The 18350-nt window shown below is 70.1% G+C and carries 13 protein-coding genes; all 13 read left to right on the top strand.

Translation table 11 applies throughout. The features are described from left to right. The first annotated feature begins 131 nt into the window (after window positions 1–131). The gene (locus tag STH_RS15910) at window positions 132–2441 is read left to right on the top strand and encodes a SpoIIE family protein phosphatase (RefSeq protein WP_011197313.1); all 2310 of its coding nucleotides are present in this window, start codon (window positions 132–134) and stop codon (window positions 2439–2441) included. A gap of 101 nt (window positions 2442–2542) precedes the next feature. Continuing rightward, window positions 2543–3991 (top strand): tRNA lysidine(34) synthetase TilS, encoded by a 1449-nt coding sequence (gene tilS, locus STH_RS19830; protein ID WP_011197312.1) that lies wholly within the window; start codon window positions 2543–2545, stop codon window positions 3989–3991. Window positions 3992–4139: 148 nt separating this feature from the next. Further along, window positions 4140–6020, top strand: coding sequence for an ATP-dependent zinc metalloprotease FtsH (gene ftsH, locus STH_RS15900; protein WP_011197311.1), 1881 nt, complete (start codon window positions 4140–4142; stop codon window positions 6018–6020). A 66-nt stretch (window positions 6021–6086) separates the two neighbouring features. Next, window positions 6087–6533 carry an NUDIX hydrolase gene (locus STH_RS15895; RefSeq protein WP_148205613.1) on the top strand — a complete coding sequence of 149 codons (447 nt, stop codon included), beginning with the start codon at window positions 6087–6089 and terminating at the stop codon, window positions 6531–6533. Window positions 6534–6554: 21 nt separating this feature from the next. Then, window positions 6555–7838 carry an EF-P 5-aminopentanol modification-associated protein YfmF gene (gene yfmF, locus STH_RS15890; protein ID WP_011197309.1) on the top strand — a complete coding sequence of 428 codons (1284 nt, stop codon included), beginning with the start codon at window positions 6555–6557 and terminating at the stop codon, window positions 7836–7838. 3 nt (window positions 7839–7841) lie between these two features. Continuing rightward, window positions 7842–9128, top strand: a complete 1287-nt coding sequence (gene yfmH, locus STH_RS15885; protein WP_011197308.1) for an EF-P 5-aminopentanol modification-associated protein YfmH — start codon at window positions 7842–7844, stop codon at window positions 9126–9128. 471 nt (window positions 9129–9599) lie between these two features. After that, window positions 9600–11123 carry a histidine ammonia-lyase gene (gene hutH / locus STH_RS15880; RefSeq protein ID WP_011197307.1) on the top strand — a complete coding sequence of 508 codons (1524 nt, stop codon included), beginning with the start codon at window positions 9600–9602 and terminating at the stop codon, window positions 11121–11123. Window positions 11124–11150: 27 nt separating this feature from the next. Next, window positions 11151–12806: a urocanate hydratase gene (gene hutU / locus STH_RS15875; RefSeq protein WP_011197306.1), complete on the top strand. Its 1656-nt coding sequence runs from the start codon at window positions 11151–11153 to the stop codon at window positions 12804–12806. A gap of 37 nt (window positions 12807–12843) precedes the next feature. Beyond that, window positions 12844–13743 carry a glutamate formimidoyltransferase gene (gene ftcD, locus STH_RS15870; protein WP_043714375.1) on the top strand — a complete coding sequence of 300 codons (900 nt, stop codon included), beginning with the start codon at window positions 12844–12846 and terminating at the stop codon, window positions 13741–13743. A gap of 14 nt (window positions 13744–13757) precedes the next feature. Beyond that, entirely contained in the window at window positions 13758–15035 is a 1278-nt protein-coding gene (gene hutI / locus STH_RS15865; protein ID WP_011197304.1) for an imidazolonepropionase, read from the top strand. Between the two features lie 9 nt (window positions 15036–15044). Then, window positions 15045–15692, top strand: a complete 648-nt coding sequence (locus STH_RS15860) for a cyclodeaminase/cyclohydrolase family protein (protein ID WP_011197303.1) — start codon at window positions 15045–15047, stop codon at window positions 15690–15692. 37 nt (window positions 15693–15729) lie between these two features. Next, window positions 15730–17400, top strand: a complete 1671-nt coding sequence (locus STH_RS15855; RefSeq protein WP_011197302.1) for a formate--tetrahydrofolate ligase — start codon at window positions 15730–15732, stop codon at window positions 17398–17400. A 102-nt stretch (window positions 17401–17502) separates the two neighbouring features. Continuing rightward, complete coding sequence (folP, locus tag STH_RS15850) at window positions 17503–18345, top strand: dihydropteroate synthase (protein ID WP_011197301.1); 843 nt, start codon at window positions 17503–17505, stop codon at window positions 18343–18345. Window positions 18346–18350 lie beyond the last annotated feature (5 nt).

Here is an 18350-nt window from a genome sequence, read left to right as displayed (position 1 = left end):
GCAGGAGCCAGCGCCGGGTGCTTTCTTCTCCTGGATGGAAATCGCAGGCGGCCCTTACAAAATTCGACAGCTTTCGGCAAGGCCGTTGGGTTACACTGGATGCTGCAACATCGCCTGCAGAGGGTGATCGCGTGGCATTCTCCCGGTCGTCTGATCGTCCCGAGCCGTCCGGCCGGAGGTGGACGGGCCTTCAGGGGTGGCTGCAACGCCGCCTGTCGTGGGCGTGGCGCCCGCTTCTGTACGCCGGGATCGTGATCGCGTTCCTCATGGGCCGGGCACAGCCGGTCAGCCCCGCAGCGCCGTTCAGCATCGCCTTCTACACGGCGGTGCGGGCGGCGGGGTTCGGCGGGCTGGCGGCGCTTCCCGTGGCCCTGGCGCTGCTGGGCGGCGCCGCGCTGGTCCAGCCGCTCTCCGTGTTCGCCACCACGGCCGTGGCCATCGGCCTGGTCCACACCCTGGGCGGGCTGACGCAGGTGAGCCCTCGGCACAGTCCGCTCATCGGCGCCCTGCTTGCCGCCGCGGTGGCGGCGGGCCAGGGAATCCTGCAGAACCCCGCAGTCGGCACGGTGCCGCTCGCGTTCTGGTCCAGCCTCACCGGCGTGCTCGCGCTCCTCTTCACCCTGGCCGTGTCCGACCTGAGGCAGGGCAGGTACCCGGAAGGCGCGCCGCTGGATCTGCCGGTCCCCGCCATCATCCTGCTGGCATCCGCCCTCACCGGGTTGCAGGACCTGACCCTGTGGGGACGGCTTTCGCTGCACGGCGTCTTCGCGGGGCTGGCGGTGCTGCTCTGCGCCCACGCGGGCGGAATGGGCTGGGGCGCCGCCGCGGGGGCGGTGATCGGCATGTCGTCCTTCCTCACGGTGCTCGCACACCCGCCGGGCACCGGCATGTTCGGCCCGCCGACCCTTTCGGACAGCCAGGCGATGGCGTACGTTGTCGCCGGTTTCCTGGGCGGCGCGTTCCGCGACCTCAGGAAGCCGGGGGTGGGCCTGGCGTACGCATTGGGATTTCTCTCGTACAGCATGGCGACGCAGGGACAGGGGGCCGTGCTCGAGGCCATGGCCCTGTCGGCCGGCACCGCCACGCTGCTGTTCTGGCTGCTGCCGTCGGCCTGGGCGGTGCGCCTGCCGCAGGCCCTGCGCAGCGAGCGCGCTGCTCCGCCTGAGCCGGATGCCGGCGCACCCGTCGACGGCACCGTGCGCGAGGCCCGTGAACGGCTGCTGGCGGTGGCGCAGGCCCTGAGGGAGATTCAGCGCACCTACACGCAGGTGGCCGCCGTGGCATCCCCGCCGGCGCCTGTCCTGGAGCGCCGCCTGCGGTCACTGAAAGAGCAGGTCTGCCAGTCCTGCTCCCTCCGCGCACAGTGCTGGGAGCGGGACGCGGACGAGACCCGGCAGCTGATGGACGACTTGTGGCGACGGATCGATCTGGAGGGCCCGCTGCCGCTGTCCCCGCTGCCGGACCAGCTGGAGGCCCGCTGCATTCACCCCGCGCAGGTTGCGGTGACGCTCAACCACCTGTACGACCTGGAGCGGTCCGACCGCGCCCTGGCCCGACGGCTCGAGGAGGGCAGGGCTGTGGCGGGAGAGTACATCCACAGCGTCGCCCGCATGCTGGACCGCATGGCGGAGGACATTGCAGCGGGGGGCAGGCCCGGCCGCGCCATGCCGGCGGTGTTCACGGCGACGGCCGCGGTGGCCCGCATGCCGAAGCGGGGCGGCCACATCTCCGGCGATTCGGCGGTCACGGGGCCCCTCTCGGGCGGGCGGTTCCTGCTGGCGCTCAGCGATGGCATGGGCGTCGGCCGCGAGGCGGCGGTGCAGTCCGGCGAGTGCGTCCGCCTCCTGCAGCAGTTGCTGGATGCCGGGTTCAACGCCGAGGTGGCGGTGAAGACGGTCAATTCCGTGCTCCTCCTCCGAGGGCCCGGGGATACGTTCGCCACGCTGGACCTCGCAGTCCTCGACCTGGCCACCGGTCAGGCCGAGTTCGTCAAGGTCGGGGCCGCACCCAGCTTCGTGCGCCGCGGCGGCGACGTGACGGTCGTGCGCGTTCCCGCGCCGCCGGCCGGCGCCGTCCCGGACGTGGAGGTGGAGCCGGAGCGGCGGGTGCTGGGCGACGGCGACCTCATCGTGATGGTCAGCGACGGCGTCCTGGAGGCCGCCCGCGATCAGGAGGATAAGGAGCGGTGGCTATTGGAGCAGCTGAGCCGGGAGCAGAGCGCGGACCCCGAGGAGGTGGCCGAGCGCGTGCTGGCCCGTGCCCTTGAACTGACGCCCGCGCCGGAGGACGACCTCACCGTCGTGGTGGCCCGGATGGCCCTCGCGGACGGCGCGGCGGAAGCGGCGCCGCGGCCGAAGCCATCGGGCCAGTGGGTCCCCGCCATGACGGCTCCCCGCGGGGGCCCGGGCGGCAACGGGGGCAGGCGCGCACGCAGGCGCTGACGGACGGAAAGCTGCACGGAAACCGGAAGGGAATCCCCGGCCGGTGTCGAAACGGGAATCGGCACCTGGGCCGGGGATTGGCGTGGAGGGGGGGTGACCGGGTGCCGCTGCTCGATCGGGTGCGCGAATACGTGGTCCGGCACGGGATGCTCGAGCCGGGCGATCGGGTGATCGTGGCCGTCTCCGGGGGCCCTGACTCTCTGGCGCTCACGCACGTGCTCTACCGCCTGGCCCCCGCGTGGCGGCTTTCTCTGCACCTTTTTCATCTAGACCACGGCCTGCGCGGCGAGGCGTCGCGGGCGGATGCCGCCTTCGTCGCCGACCTGGCCCGGGAGCTTTCGCTGCCGCTGACCACGGTAACGCTCCGCCCCGGCGAGTTGGAGGCCATGCGGGGTTCGCTCGAGGACAACGCCCGCCGCCGCCGGTACGCGGAGATGGCCCGCCTCGCGGCGGCCATCGGGGCGCAGCGGGCCGCCACCGGCCACAACCGGAACGACCAGGCGGAAACGGTGCTGATGCGGCTGCTGCGGGGCAGCGGTTCCACCGGCCTTGCCGGCATCCCGCCCGTGCGGCGGGAGGGCGGCCTGACCATCATCCGGCCGCTGCTGGGCGCCTCGCGGCAGGAGATCCTGGCGTACTGCCGGGCGCACGGGCTCACGCCCCGCATGGACGCCACCAACCTGCAGGGGGACTTTGAGCGCAACCGGATCCGGCTGGAGATCCTGCCGGCCCTGACGGAGCGGTTCGGCGACGCGGTGGTGGACAACCTCGCCCAGACGGCGGACCTGCTCCGGGAGGAGGACCGGCTGCTCGCGGAGCTCACCCGGGAGGCCTGCGCCCGCTGCGGGTGGCGGGAGACCGGGGAGGCGACCGGCGAGCCGGTGGTCGAGCTGGACGGGACGCTCCTGGTGCAGGAGCCTCTGGCCCTGGCCCGGCGGATCGTCCGGATGGCCGTGCAGCGGGTGAGCGGCTCGGCCTACGGCCCGGGGCTCTCCGCTGTGACCCGGGCCCTGGAGCTGGCCGGCCGGACGGAGGGCAGCCACTGGCTGGACCTGCCGCAGGGGGTTCGCCTGTCCGTGGCTTACGGCCGCTGCCGGTTCGCGCGGTCCCATCCGCAACTGGGGCCGGGGGCGGAGGCGTTGGAACAGGTCTGGCCGGTGGCCGTGCCGGGCGAGACGGCGATTCCGGCCCTGGGCGTGACGGTGGCGGCGGAGCTGGTTCCGCCGTCCGCGATGCCGGCGCGGCTGCCGGACGACGAGATGTGGCTCGACCGGGACCGGCTTCCGGGGCCGCTGGCGGTGCGGACGCGCCGTCCCGGGGACCGGCTCTGGCCGGCGGGCATGCAGGGTTCCAAGAAGCTTCAGGACATCCTGGTGGATGCGAAGGTGCCCCGGGACCAGCGGGATGGTCTGCCGCTGCTGGTTGCGGGCGATACTGTAGTCTGGGTGCCCGGGGTGATCCGGGACCGCCGCTTCCGACCTGACGCCGGGACGCGTTCGGCCGTGCGGGTGACGGTCCGCAGGCGTCCGGAGGGGTCTGGCGGCGATTGAAGCCCTCTGGCGTCGGTTGCTCCGGCGAATTGAATATGGTACACTGAACAAGTATCTTTTGCGGCCATACGGCCGACTCAATGGTTGAGCAAGAGTATCTCCGCACGCCCTGAGGCGTTAGCCCTGCGGAAGGAGGGGCCCGGCAGACTTGAACAAGCTATTTCGCAGTCTTGCCTTCTATATGCTGATTCTGGTCATCTCCGTGGCGATCGCCGTCCAGTTGGGAGGGACCAGTCAGCAGACCACCCAGCTGGTGTACTCTGACCTGGTCAGGTACATTCAGCAGGGGGAGGTCAGGAGCATCACCCTGAGCGGCGCGTACGCTGAGGGCGAGCTCGTGAGCGGCGAAAAGTTCACCGTACAGCTCCCCCCGAGCTCCTCGCAGGCGCCGCTGGTGGAGATGCTGCAGCAGCATCCGAACATCAAGCTCGACTTCCGGCAGGACAACACGTCCGGCATCTGGGCCATGTTGCTGCAGACCCTGGTGCCGGTCGTGCTGGTGCTTCTCGCGTTCTTCTTCATCATGCAGCAGACCCAGGGGTCCGGGAACCGGGTGATGCAGTTCGGCAAGAGCCGGGCGCGCCTGGTGACCGACGACCGCAAGCGGGTGACCTTCGACGACGTGGCCGGCATCGACGAGGTCAAGGAGGAGCTGGCCGAGATCGTCGACTTCCTGAAGCACCCGAAGCGGTACCTGGAGCTGGGCGCCCGCATCCCCAAGGGCGTGCTGCTGTACGGGCCACCCGGAACGGGCAAGACGCTCCTGGCCAAGGCGGTGGCCGGCGAGGCGGGGGTGCCGTTCTTCTCGATCTCCGGTTCGGACTTCGTCGAGATGTTCGTCGGCGTCGGCGCCAGCCGGGTGCGCGACCTGTTCGAGCAGGCGAAGAAGAACTCGCCCTGCATCGTGTTCATCGACGAGATCGACGCGGTGGGCCGTCAGCGGGGCGCCGGCTACGGCGGCGGCCACGACGAGCGGGAGCAGACGCTGAACCAGCTGCTGGTGGAGATGGACGGCTTCTCGGCCAACGAGGGGATCATCATCATCGCGGCCACCAACCGGCCCGACGTGCTTGACCCGGCCCTGCTCCGGCCCGGCCGGTTCGACCGGCAGATCGTCATCGACCGCCCGGACCTGAAGGGGCGGCTCGCCATCTTCCAGGTGCACGCCAAGGGCAAGCCCCTGGAGCCGGACGTGGACCTGGAGGTGCTGGCCAAGCGAACGCCCGGCTTCACGGGCGCCGACATCGCCAACCTCATGAACGAGGCCGCCCTGCTGGCCGCCCGCCGGCGCAAGAAGAAGATCTCCATGCAGGACGTGGAGGACGCCATCGACCGCGTGCTGGCCGGCGGGCCCGAGAAGAAGTCCCGGGTGATCTCCGAGAAGGAGAAGCGGGTCACCGCGTACCACGAGGCCGGCCACGCGGTGGTGGGCCACATGCTGCCGCACATGGACCCGCTGCATAAGATCACCATCATCCCCCGGGGCCGGGCGATGGGCTACACCCTGTTCCTGCCGGTGGAGGACCGCTACAACATCTCCAAGTCGGAGATCCTCGACCGCATGACCATGGCCCTCGGCGGCCGGGCCGCGGAGGAGATCACCTTCGGTGAGATCACCAGCGGCGCCCAGGACGACATCGAGCGCACGACGCAGTGGGCGCGCCGCATGGTCACCGAGTGGGGCATGAGCGAGAAGCTCGGCCCGCTCACCTACGGCATGAAGCAGGACGAGGTCTTCCTCGCGCGCGACATGACCCGGCTGCGCAACTACTCCGAGGAGGTCGCCGGGCTGATCGACGAAGAGGTGCGGAAGTTCGTCCACATGGCCTATCAGCGGGCCATCGACATCCTCACCGAGCACCGGGACGCCCTCGAAAAGGTGTCGGAGGTCCTGCTGGAGAAGGAGACCTTGGAGGGCAAGGAACTGCAGGATCTGCTGGAGCAGCTGCTGCCGCCCCGGCCCAAGCCCGAGCCGCTGAAGCCGCGGATGGTCGGCGGCGGCACCTCGCAGGTGGCTCCTGCCTTCTGATCAGCGCCTGATGCCCCCGCCATGGAGATGGCGGGGGTTTTTCGCAGGGAAAGGGGATGTGCACGAATGGGCCGTGCCTACGCGGGCTACCCGATGCCTTCCTGCCACGCGCTCATACGGGACGGGGACAGGGTGCTCCTGGTGCAGCGGGCGACGCCGCCGCTCCAGGGGTACTGGGGACTCCCCGGTGGCCGGGTGGAGCTGGGGGAGACGGTGGAGCAGGCGCTCCTGCGGGAGGTCCGGGAGGAGACGGGGCTGCAGGTGGACATTGAGCGCTATCTGGGCTACATCGACGCGATCGACCGCGATGAGGCGGGGCGGGTGCGCTACCATTACGTGGTGCACTACTTCACGGCCCGGCCGGCGGGGGGCAGCCTGCGCGCGGCCGACGACGCAGCCGACGCCCGCTGGGTGGCCCTGTCAGAAGTCGGCGGTCTGCCCCTCACCGACGCGGTGCAGCTGTGCCTTAACTGGGACCGCCAGGAAGCGCCGCCCCGCGCCGGGGCAGACTAAGGCCAGGAAGGAGGGTTCCCGTTGGCGGATCACTTCACCCGCTTCCCCCTGCACGAGGGCGTCAACCTCTACGTGCAGCCGACGCGCAAGTTCAAGACGACGACGGTCTATATCTACTTCCACATGCCGCTGGAACCTGTGACGGTGACCTACAACGCGCTGCTGCCGATGGTGCTGGCCCGGGCCTCGGCCGACTTTCCCACCACTGCGGCGCTGTCCCGACATCTGGATGAGCTGTATGGCGCGTCCTTCAGCGTCGACGTCGCCCGGCGCGGCGAGGTGCAGTCCATCGTCTTCCGCCTGGAGGTGGCCGGAGACCACCACATCCCGGGCGAGCGCGGGCTCCTCCTGCGGGGCCTGGACGTGCTCGCCAGCGTCATCACCCGCCCGCTGCTGGTCGGCGACGGCTTCCGGCCCGACTACGTCGAGCAGGAGCGGAACAACCTCCGGCAGATGATCGAGGGGCTCATCAACGACAAGCGGCGCTATGCGATGGTCCGCTGCACCGCCGAGATGTGCGCGGGTGAGCCCTTCGCCCTGCACCGGCTGGGCCGGGTGGAGGATCTGGAGGGCGCCACCCCGCAGAGCCTGCTGGCGCACCACCGACGGGTGCTGACGGAGGCCCCGGTGGACATCTTCATCCTCGGCGACGTCGACCCCGAACAGGTGGCGCAGGAGGTCCCCCGGCGGCTGCCGATTCCGGCCGGGGAGCGCCGGTTCCCCGACACCCTGGTCAAGCGCCGGCCGGACGGGCCCGTGCGCGCGGTGGTCGACCGGATGGACGTCAACCAGGGCGTGGTGGTCATTGGCTTCCGCACCGGGATCACGCTCCGGGACGAGCTGTACTTCCCGATGCTGGTGGCCAACGGCGTGCTCGGGGGATTCTCCCACTCCAAGCTCTTCCAGGAGGTGCGGGAGAAGCATTCGCTGGCCTACTTCGCCTACTCGGCCATCGAGACGGTGAAGGGCGTGGGATACATGTACGCCGGCGTGGAGTTCGCCGACGCGGAGAAGTGCCGGGCGATCATGCTGGAGCAACTGAAGGCGCTGCAGGAGGGGGCGCTGACCGAGGCCGAGCTGGAGATGACGAAGGCCACCCTGGTGAACGATATGCTGAGCGCGGCCGACAGCCCCGGGGCGATGGCGGAGCTGGCGGTGGACCAGGTCTTCTCGGGCCGCGACCTCTCCATCGACGAGCGGGTGACGCGCTACCGACAGGTCACCCGGGAGCAGGTGGTCGAGGCCGCCCGCCACTTCACGCCCGACACGGTCTACCTGCTCACCAGGAAGGAAGGGGGAGCGTAATCGGTGGAGCGGCACTTTGACCCCATCCTGCGTGACGAACTGTACACCGAGCGACTGGAGAACGGCCTGACGGTGGCGGTGCTGGTCAAGCCCGGCTTCCGGCAGGCCACCGGTCGCGTGGCGGTGCAGTACGGCTCCATCGACAGCTGCTTCGTCGACCCGCAGTCCGGCGACGAGGTACAGGTGCCTGACGGCATCGCCCATTTCCTGGAACACAAGCTGTTTGAGGGGCCGGACGGCAACGTGGCCGACCGGTTCGCGGAGCTGGGCGCGGACGTCAACGCCTACACCACGCACACGCACACGGTGTACTACTTCACCACCACCGATCACTTCGCGGCCTGCCTCGACCTGCTGCTGAACTTCGTGCAGGAGCCTTACTTCACGCCCGAGTCGGTGGCCCGCGAGCAGGGCATCATCGAGCAGGAGATCCGGATGTACCTGGACGACCCGGGCTGGCGCTCCTCCGCCAACCTGATGGAGGCCCTGTTCGTCCGGCACCCGGTGCGGCTGGACATCGCCGGCACGGTGGAGTCCATCCGCCGGATCGACCAGGACCTGCTGTACCTCTGCCACCGGATCTTCTATCACCCGTCCAACATGGTGCTGTTCGTCGCCGGCGACCTGGATCCCCGGGCGGTGGTGGAGCAGGCGAGGGCCGCCTTCGCCGGCCGCCGGTACCCCGCCCAGGCGCCGATCCAGCGGCGCCTGCCCGAGGAGCCGCAGGCGATCGCCCAGCGGCGGCGGGTCCAGGAGCTGGTCGTGAGCCAGCCGATCTTCCGGCTGGGCTTCAAGGAGAAGCAGGTCGGCCTTACCGGCCGGCCGCTCCTGGAGCGGGACCTGCTGACTGCCATTCTGCTGGACGTCCTGGTCGGCAAGGGCTCCCCGCTCTACACCCGGTTGTACGAGAGCGGCCTCATCGACCAGCGCTTCGGCTTCGGGCACGCGCCGGAAGTTACCTTCGGCTACACCTACGTCTCCGGCCCCACCCCGGATCCCGAGCAGCTGGAGGCCGAGCTCCTGGAGGGGCTGGCGCGGGCCCGGGAGGAGGGGATCCAGCCGGAGGACTTCGAAAGGGCCCGCCGGAAGCTGGTGGGGCGCATCCTGAACCTGATGAACGACCTGGAGGGGCTCTCCTACCTGTTCATCGACGGCTTCTTCAAGGGGATCGGGCTCTTCGACGAGATCCCCGCTCTGCAGTCGCTGACCCTGGATGCGGCGAACCAGCGGCTGCGGGAGCATTTCGACGCCGCGCTGGCGGCCACGTCGGTCATCTCTCCCAGGCCCTAGCTGGCTGCCGGGACGATGTCCGGGTAGAGCACAGACGGGGGATCCTCGGCCGCACAGCGTAGTCCCCGGCGTAGACTTTTAGCGTCCAAAGGTTGGATTTTCAACTGTTTGCCGGCGGGCTATTCTCAAAGCGTAGGCGATCACTTGGGTCGGCTGGGCCACGCGCAGTTGGCTGACCCCCCAATCAGCCGCTGACGATGCAGCAGTCGATCACGAACGACTTCATCCACTGATTCCAGTCGGTCGACCCGAGGATCACCCACCGCTCACCCTCCTTTGTTCCGGTCCTCAGCCTGCCCCCACGGGTTGAGGACAACCCTCCCCTTTGCCGTAGCCAGCGTCCTCCCCCCACGGGACGCTGGCCCCCTTTTTATGCCGCCCTTGACTGGTTTAAAGCGACAGCGTAGTCGTTTGCCTCCCCGGTTTTTCGGTTCCTATAATGGGAGCAGGCTAATGCGGGAGGTTCAGTCCATGGAAGCGGTAGAACTCGGTGCACATTTAACCCTCCCGGAAGTCGTGGCTGTCGCCAGGCACGGCGCGCGCGTCGTGCTGACGCCGGAGGTGCGGCAGCGGGTAGCCAGAGCGAGCGAGATGGTGGAACGGCTGGTGCGGGAGCGCCGGCCGGTCTACGGCATCACCACCGGTTTTGGCAAGTTCAGCGACGTCCCCATATCGGCAGAGCAGACAGAAGCACTGCAGCGCAATCTCCTGATGAGCCACGCCTGCGCCGTCGGAGAGCCGCTCGCGGCGGAAGTGGTGCGGGCGATGCTCCTTCTGCGCGCCCAGGCGCTCTCCCGGGGCCACTCCGGCATCCGGGCGGAGACCCTGGAGATGCTCGTGGCGTTCCTCAATCTCGGCCTCACCCCCGTGGTGCCGGAGCAGGGCTCCCTGGGCGCCAGCGGCGACCTCGCGCCGCTCGCCCACATGAGCCTTCCGCTGATCGGGTTGGGTGAGGCCGTTGTCAATGGCGAGCGGCTGTCCGGCGCCGAGGCGCTGCAGCGGGTCGGCCTCCGGCCGCTGACGCTGACGGCCAAGGAAGGGCTGGCCCTGATCAACGGCACCCAGGCGATGACCGCGCTGGGGTCCCTCGGCCTCCACGATGCTCAGGTGCTGCTGAAAACCGCGGACATCGCGGCGGCCATGACGGCCGAGGCGCTGGGGGCGATCCCGGCGGCCTGGGACCCGCGGGTGCAGGCCCTGCGGCTCCACACGGGGCAGCAGGCGGCTGCCAGGAACCTGCGCCGGCTGACCGAGGGGTCGCGCCTCACCACCCGACCGGGGCAGATGCGCACCCAGGATCCGTACACCCTGCGCTGCCTTCCGCAGGTGCACGGCGCCAGCCGGACCGCGATCGAGCACGTGGCGCAGGTGCTGGACTGGGAGATGAACGCCGTCACCGACAATCCCCTGCTCTTCCCGGACGACGACGAGGTCATCTCCGGCGGCAACTTCCACGGTCAGCCGGTCGCGCTGGCGCTGGACTACTTGGCCATCGCCGTCGCGGAGCTCGGCGACATCGCCGAGCGGCGCATCGAGCGACTGGTCAACCCACAGCTTTCGGGGCTGCCGGCCTTCCTCACCCGCAACGGCGGGGTGCATTCGGGGCTGATGATCACCCAGTACACGGCGGCGTCGCTGGTGAGCGAGAACAAGGTGCTCGCTCACCCGGCCAGCGTGGACTCCATTCCGTCCAGCGCCAACCAGGAGGACCACGTGTCGATGGGCACCACGGCCGCCCGCAAGGCGCGGCAGGTGATCGCCAACGTCCGCCGGGTGCTGGCCATCGAGCTGCTGTGCGCCGCCCAGGCTCTGGAGTTCGTGGGCCCGGAGCGGCTCGCCCCGGCCACGCGCGCCGCCTACGCGGCGATCCGGGAGCGGGTGGCGCCGCTGAGCGGCGACCGGGTGCTGGCGCCGGACATTGAGGCCCTCGCCGAACTGGTGCACAACGGGGAACTGGTCGCCGCCGTCGAGGCAGTGGCCGGTCCCCTCGAGTAGCGCAGTCGTAACCGAAACGAGGGGGGTATGGAGATGACCCGGACGGTCCGCGCCCCGCGCGGCACGCAGCTCTCGTGCAAGGGGTGGCAGCAGGAGGCCGCCCTGCGGATGCTCATGAACAACCTGGACCCCGAGGTGGCCGAGCGGCCGGAGGAGCTGGTGGTCTACGGCGGCAGCGGGAAGGCCGCCCGCTCCTGGGAGGCCTTCGACGCTATTGTGAAGGCGCTGCGCAGTCTGGAGGACGACGAGACGCTGCTCGTCCAGTCCGGCAAGCCGGTGGCGATCTTCCGCACGCACCGCATGGCCCCGCGCGTCCTGATCGCCAACTCCAACCTGGTCGCACGCTGGGCAACCTGGGAGCACTTCTGGGAGCTGGAGCGTAAGGGGCTCATGATGTTCGGCCAGATGACCGCCGGCTCGTGGATCTACATCGGCACCCAGGGCATCCTCCAGGGCACTTACGAGACCTTTGCCGAGGCCGCCCGGCAGCACTTCGGCGGCAGCCTGAAGGGGCGGCTGGCCCTGACGGCGGGCCTGGGCGGCATGGGCGGCGCCCAGCCGCTGGCGGTGACGATGAACGAGGGCGTCGCCATCGTCGTGGAGGTGGACGAGGCGCGCATCCAGCGCCGTCTGGATCACCGCTACCTGGACCGCATGACCCGCAGCCTGGACGAGGCCCTGGCCTGGGCCCGGGAGTCCATGGCGAAGGGGGAGCCGCTCTCCATCGGCCTGCTGGGCAACGCCGCGACGATCTATCCGGAGATCGTCCGCCGCGGCGTGATCCCCGACGTGGTGACCGACCAGACCTCCGCCCACGACCCGCTGAACGGCTACATCCCCGAAGGGCTCTCGGTGCAGGAGGCGGCAAAGCTGCGCAAGGCGGACCCCGACGAGTACATCCGGCGGGCCAAGGCCAGCATCGTGAAGCACGTGCAGGCGATGCTGGACATGCAGAAGGCGGGGGCCGTGGTGTTCGACTACGGCAACAACATCCGGCAGCAGGCGTACGAGGAAGGGCTGAAGGACGCCTTCGCCTTCCCGGGATTCGTGCCGGCCTTCATCCGGCCGCTGTTCTGCGAGGGCAAGGGCCCCTTCCGGTGGGTGGCGCTCTCCGGCGACCCGGAGGACATCTACAAGACCGACCGGGCGATCATGGAGCTGTTCCCCGAGAACCAGTCGCTGCGCCGGTGGCTGGAGATGGCGCAGAAGAAGGTTCACTTCCAGGGGCTGCCGGCCCGCATCTGCTGGCTCGGCTACGGCGAGCGGGTGAAGGCAGGGCTGAAGTTCAACGAGATGGTCGCGAGCGGCGAGCTGAAGGCGCCCATCGTCATCGGGCGCGATCACCTGGACGCGGGTTCGGTGGCCTCGCCCAATCGGGAGACCGAGGCGATGAAGGACGGTTCCGACGCGGTCGCCGACTGGCCGCTGCTGAACGCGCTGGTCAACACGGCCGCGGGCGCGACCTGGGTCTCGATCCACCACGGTGGCGGCGTGGGCATCGGCTACAGCCAGCACGCCGGCATGGTGGTGGTCGCGGACGGCACCGAGGAGGCGCGGGTGCGGCTGGAGCGGGTGCTGACCACCGACCCGGGCATGGGCGTGGTGCGGCACGTGGACGCCGGGTACGAAAAGGCCCTGCAGGTCGCCCGGGAGCGGGGCATCCGGCTGCCCATGTACGAGTGAGCCGGGCGTGGAGGACAACCGGGGAGGAGGCGGTCCCTTGAATCCGAACGCGCTGGTTGAGTGCGTGCCCAACTTCAGCGAGGGGCGGCGGCCGGAGGTGATCGAGGCCATCGCCGGGGCCATCGCGGCCCAGGGGGTGAAGGTGCTGTCGGTCTCCGCCGACGTCGACCACAACCGCTGCGTCGTCACCTTCATCGGATCCCCGGAGGCCGTGGTCCGGGCCGCCCTGCGGGGGGCGGAAGCGGCCATCCGGCTCATCGACCTGAACCACCACAAGGGCAGCCACCCGCGCATGGGCGCGGTGGACGTCATCCCCTTCGTGCCGGTCTCGGGGTGCACCATGGAGGACTGCGTGGCCCTGGCCCGGCAGGTGGGCGAGGCGCTGGGCAACATGGGGGTGCCGGTCTTCCTCTACGAGGAGGCGGCGACCCGCCCTGACCGGCGCAACCTGGCCGACGTGCGCCGGGGGGAGTTCGAGGGGCTCAGGGAGCTGATCGGCGTCGACCCGGCGAAGGACCCCGACTTCGGCCCCCGGAAGATCCACCCCACCGCGGGGTGCACCGCCGTGGGCGCGCGGATGCCGCTCATCGCCTTCAACGTCAACCTGGGCACGTCCGACCTGTCCATCGCCAGGAAGATCGCGAAGGCGGTGCGCGGCTCCAGCGGCGGTCTCGTCCACTGCAAGGCCATCGCGGTGCCCCTCGCCGACCGGAACCAGGTGCAGGTCAGCATGAACATGGTCAACTACAAGGAGACGCCACTGCACAGGGCGTTTGAGCTGATCCGGATCGAGGCCGAGCGGTACGGCGTGCCGGTGGTGGGGTCGGAGATCGTCGGGCTGGTGCCCGTGGACGCTCTGGTGGGTGTGGCCCGCCACTACCTGCGGCTGGAGGGGTTCAAGACCGACCAGGTCCTGGAGAAGCGGCTGGTCGACTGAGGGCGGTGATGCGGTTGAGGCCCGTGGATCTCCTGATCGTGGGCGCGGGCGAACTGGTGACGATGGCCGGGGGCCCGCGGCGGGGCGAGCGGATGAAGGACGCGGCCGTCATCCCCGGCGGGGCGCTCGCGGCCCGGGACGGACGCATCGTGGCCGTCGGGCCGGAGGACGAGGTGCTGCGGACGGTGGAGACCGGCCCCGACACCCGGGTGATCGACGCCCGGGGGCGGGCCGTGATCCCGGGGTTCGTGGACCCGCACACGCACCTCTGTTTCGCCGGGGACCGGGCGGAGGAGTTTGCGCTGCGCCTGGGCGGAGCCACCTACCAGGAGATCGCCGCGCGGGGCGGCGGCATCCTGGAGACGGTGCGTGCCACCCGGGCCGCCAGCCAGGCCGAGTTGGTGGAGCTGGGCCTCGCCCGGCTGGATCAGCTGGCCCTGAACGGGACGACGACGGTGGAGGTGAAGTCCGGCTACGGCCTGAGCCTGGCCGACGAGCTGAAGCAGCTCCGGGCGATCCGGGCGATGGCCCGCCGCCATCCGCTGACCGTGGTCCCCACCTTCATGGGGGCACACGAGGTGCCGCCGGAGTACCGCAGCCGCCGGGAGGCTTACGTGGACCTGCTGGTGGAGGAGATGCTGCCCGCGGTGGCCGCGGAGCCGGGCCTGGCCCGGTTCGCCGATGTCTTCACCGAGGCGGGGGTCTTCTCGGTCGCGGAGTCCCGCCGGATCCTGGAGCGGGCGAAGGCGCTGGGCTTCGGCGTGAAGGTGCACGCCGACGAGCTTTCCGACCTGGGCGGCGCGGCCTTGGCGGCGGAGCTCGGAGCCATCAGCGCCGAGCACCTGCTCCACGCGTCGGACGAGGCGCTGGCGAAGCTGGCGGAGGCGGGCACGGTGGCGGTCTGCCTGCCGGGCACGTCGTTCTGCCTGATGAACGCGCCCTACGCCCGGGCCCGCCGGATGATCGAGTTGGGCTGCACCGTGGCCCTGGGCAGCGATTACAACCCAGGTTCCTGCCCGGCCTATGCGATGCCCTTCATCATCACCCTGGCCTGCATGCACCTGGGGCTGAACCCCAGCGAGGCCCTGGCGGCGGCGACGATCAACGCCGCAGCTGCGATCGGGATGGAGGCCGAGGTGGGCTCGCTGGAGGTGGGCAAGCTGGCCGACGTGGTGATCCTGTCGACGCCGACCCACTGGCACATTCCCTACCACATGGGCATGGGTGTCGTGGCCAAGGTCGTGAAGCGGGGCAGGCTCATTGTGGACGAGGGAAAGGTACGCAGGAGGTAGCGGTAGCCCATGCGCATCGGTGAACAGACGGTCAAGGGGTTCTGCGAGCAGGTGGCGGCCTCGACGCCGGCCCCCGGCGGCGGCACGGTGGCCGCCGTGGCCGGGGCCATGGGGGCCAGCCTGGTCGCCATGGTGGCGGGCCTGACCCGGGGGCGGGAGAAGTTCCGGGACGTGGAGGCGGACATGGCGGCCGCCCAGGAAGCGGGCTTGAAGGAGGCGGAGGCGCTCCTCGGCCTGGCCGACCAGGACCAGGCGGCGTTCAACCAGGTGATGGCGGCGTTCGCCCTGCCCAAGGGCACGCCGGAGGAGAAGTCGGCGCGTCGGCAGGCGGTCCAGGCGGCCTACCGGGAGGCGACCCGCACGCCGCTGGAGACCATGGATCACTGCCTGGCGGTGATGCGGCACGCGCTGGCGGCGGTGGCCCGGGGCAACCCCAACGCTGCCAGCGACGCGGTGGTGGGGCTCCTGATGGCGTCGGCGGGCTTCGAGGGGGCCCTGTGGAACGTGGCGATCAACCTCGGCTCCATTACGGATGAAGCCTTCCGTCAGGAGACGCTGGAACAGGTGGAGCGCATGCGTGCGGAACGGGAGGAGGTGCTGCAGGCCTTCCACAGCCTGGTTCCGGATCCGGTGGTGCGGTTCCTGAAGCAGCAGTAGCAGTCCAGCGGAGTGACCAGTGGAGGAGGAACGGACCTTGCTCTCCGACATCGCAATTGCGCAGCGTGCACGGCTTGAACCGATCACGAAGGTGGCAGAGCAGATCGGACTGGGTCCCGAAGACCTGGAGCTGTACGGCCGCTATAAGGCCAAGGTGGCCGACCACGTGTGGCCCCGCGTGAGGTCCAACCCCGACGGCAAGCTGATCCTGGTCACCGCCATCAGCCCGACGCCTGCCGGCGAGGGCAAGACCACGGTGACGGTGGGCCTGGGCCAGGCGATGTCCCGCATCGGGAAGCGGGCGATCATCGCCCTCCGGGAGCCCTCGCTGGGGCCGGCGTTCGGCGTGAAGGGCGGCGCGGCCGGCGGCGGCTACTCGCAGGTCGTTCCCATGGATGAGATCAACCTGCACTTCACCGGCGACTTCCACGCCGTGACGGCGGCCAACAACCTGCTGGCGGCGATGATCGACAACCACCTCCACCAGGGCAACAAACTGGGCCTCGACCCGCGGCAGATCACCTTCAAGCGGGTCCTGGACATGAACGACCGGGCCCTGCGGTCCGTGGTCATCGGTCTCGGCGGCAAGAACGGCGGCGTGCCGCGCCAGGAGGAGTTCATGATCACCCCGGCGTCGGAGGTCATGGCGACGCTCTGCCTGGCGGAGGACCTGGCCGACCTGAAGCGACGCTGCGGTGAGATCATCGTCGGCTACACCTACGACGGCGCCCCGGTGCGGGCCCGGGACCTGAAGGCGGAAGGGGCGATGGCCACCCTCCTGAAGGAAGCCATCAAGCCCAACCTGGTGCAGACGCTGGAGAACACTCCGGCCTTCGTGCACGGCGGGCCCTTCGCCAACATCGCCCACGGGTGCAACACCGTCGTGGCGACCCGGCTCGCCCTGAAGCTGGCCGACTACGTGATCACGGAGGCCGGCTTCGGTGCGGACCTGGGGGCGGAGAAGTTCATTGACATCAAGTGCCGGCTCTCCGGGCTGCGCCCCGACGCCGTGGTGGTGGTGGCCACCATCCGCTCGCTGAAGATGCACGGCGGCCTGAAGAAGGACGATCTGGCCCGGGAGGACCTGGAGGCCCTGCAGCGGGGCAGCGCCAACCTCATGCGTCACCTCCGCAACGTGACCGAGGTCTTCGGACTGCCGGCGGTCGTCGCGATCAACCGTTTTGCGGCCGACACCGAAGCCGAGATTGCCCTGCTGCGGGCACTGGTGGAGGAGGCCGGCGCCACGGCCGTGGTGGCGGACGTCCACGCCCGGGGCGGCGACGGCGGCATCGAGCTGGCGCAGCGGGTGGTGGAGCTGGTTGAACAGCCGAACCGGTTCCGCTTCGCCTACGACGACGAGGACAGCCTGAAGACCAAGATCGAGAAGGTCGCCACGCGGATCTACGGCGCCGACGGCGTCGATTTTACCCGGGAGGCCAGCCGCATGCTGAAGAAGCTGGAGAGCGAGGGCTTCGGCCGCGCACCGGTCTGCATCGCGAAGACCCAGTACTCGTTCTCCGACGACCCCAAGAAGTTGGGCGCGCCCACGGGCTGGCGGCTGACCGTCCGCGAGGTGCGGCCCAGCGCCGGCGCGGGCTTCGTGGTGGCGCTCACCGGCGAGATCATGACCATGCCCGGCCTGCCGCCGGTGCCCGCCGCGGAGAGCATCGACGTCTCCGACGACGGGGAGATCACAGGGCTGTTCTAGCCGGACCGGGCGCTGTTCGCTTCCGCAGGAAGGGAGAGGCGGAGGCCGGGGCGAATCCCTCCCCGGCCTTCGCACATTCAGAGACGAGGTGACCTGAATCTCATGTGGCGGATTTCCTGCCGGGGCCGCTCGCTGGAGCTGGGTACGCGCTCAGTGATCATGGGCATTCTGAACGTGACGCCGGATTCGTTTTCCGACGGCGGCCGCTGGACGGACCCGGAACGGGCCGTGGCCCGCGCCCTGCACATGCTGGAGGAGGGCGCGGACATCATCGACATCGGCGGCGAGTCGACCCGTCCGGGGTACGAGCCCGTCCCGGCCGACGAGGAGATGCGCCGGGTCCTGCCGGTGATCGCGGCCCTGCGGCGGGCGGCGCCTGATGCCATCATCTCCGTGGACACGCAGAAGGCGGCGGTCGCAGAGGCCGCCCTGGGCGCCGGGGCCGATATGATCAACGACATCTGGGGGCTGCAGGGCGATCCGGAGATGGTCCAGGTGGCGGCGCGGTGGCAGTGCCCGGTGGTGGTGATGCACAACCAGCACGGCACCGAGTACCGGGAGCTGATGGGCGACATCAAGGCCTTCTTCCGCCGGTCGCTGGCGCTGGCCGCCGCGGCCGGACTGCCCGGGGACCTGATCATCCTGGATCCCGGCGTAGGTTTCGGCAAGACCCCTCTGCAGAACCTGGAGGTCATCCGGCGGCTGGGGGAGCTGCGGGAGCTGGACAGGCCCCTGCTCCTCGGCGTCAGCCGCAAGTCGACCATCGGGAAGGTACTGGGCGGGCTGCCGCCGGAGGAACGGCTGGAGGGTACGGCGGCGGCGGTGGCGATTGGTATCATGGGCGGCGCGGACATCCTCCGTGTACACGACGTGCGCGCCATGAAGCGGGTGGCGCAGGTGGCCGACGCCATCGTGCGCCCCGGCCGCGGCGGCTTTGAGGGGTGACGGCG

Origin of the sequence: Symbiobacterium thermophilum IAM 14863, from assembly GCF_000009905.1 — a bacterium.
Classification (GTDB): domain Bacteria; phylum Bacillota; class Sulfobacillia; order Symbiobacteriales; family Symbiobacteriaceae; genus Symbiobacterium; species Symbiobacterium thermophilum.
Note: the sequence above shows the minus strand (reverse complement) of the source record. Positions and strands in the feature narration are given on the sequence as shown.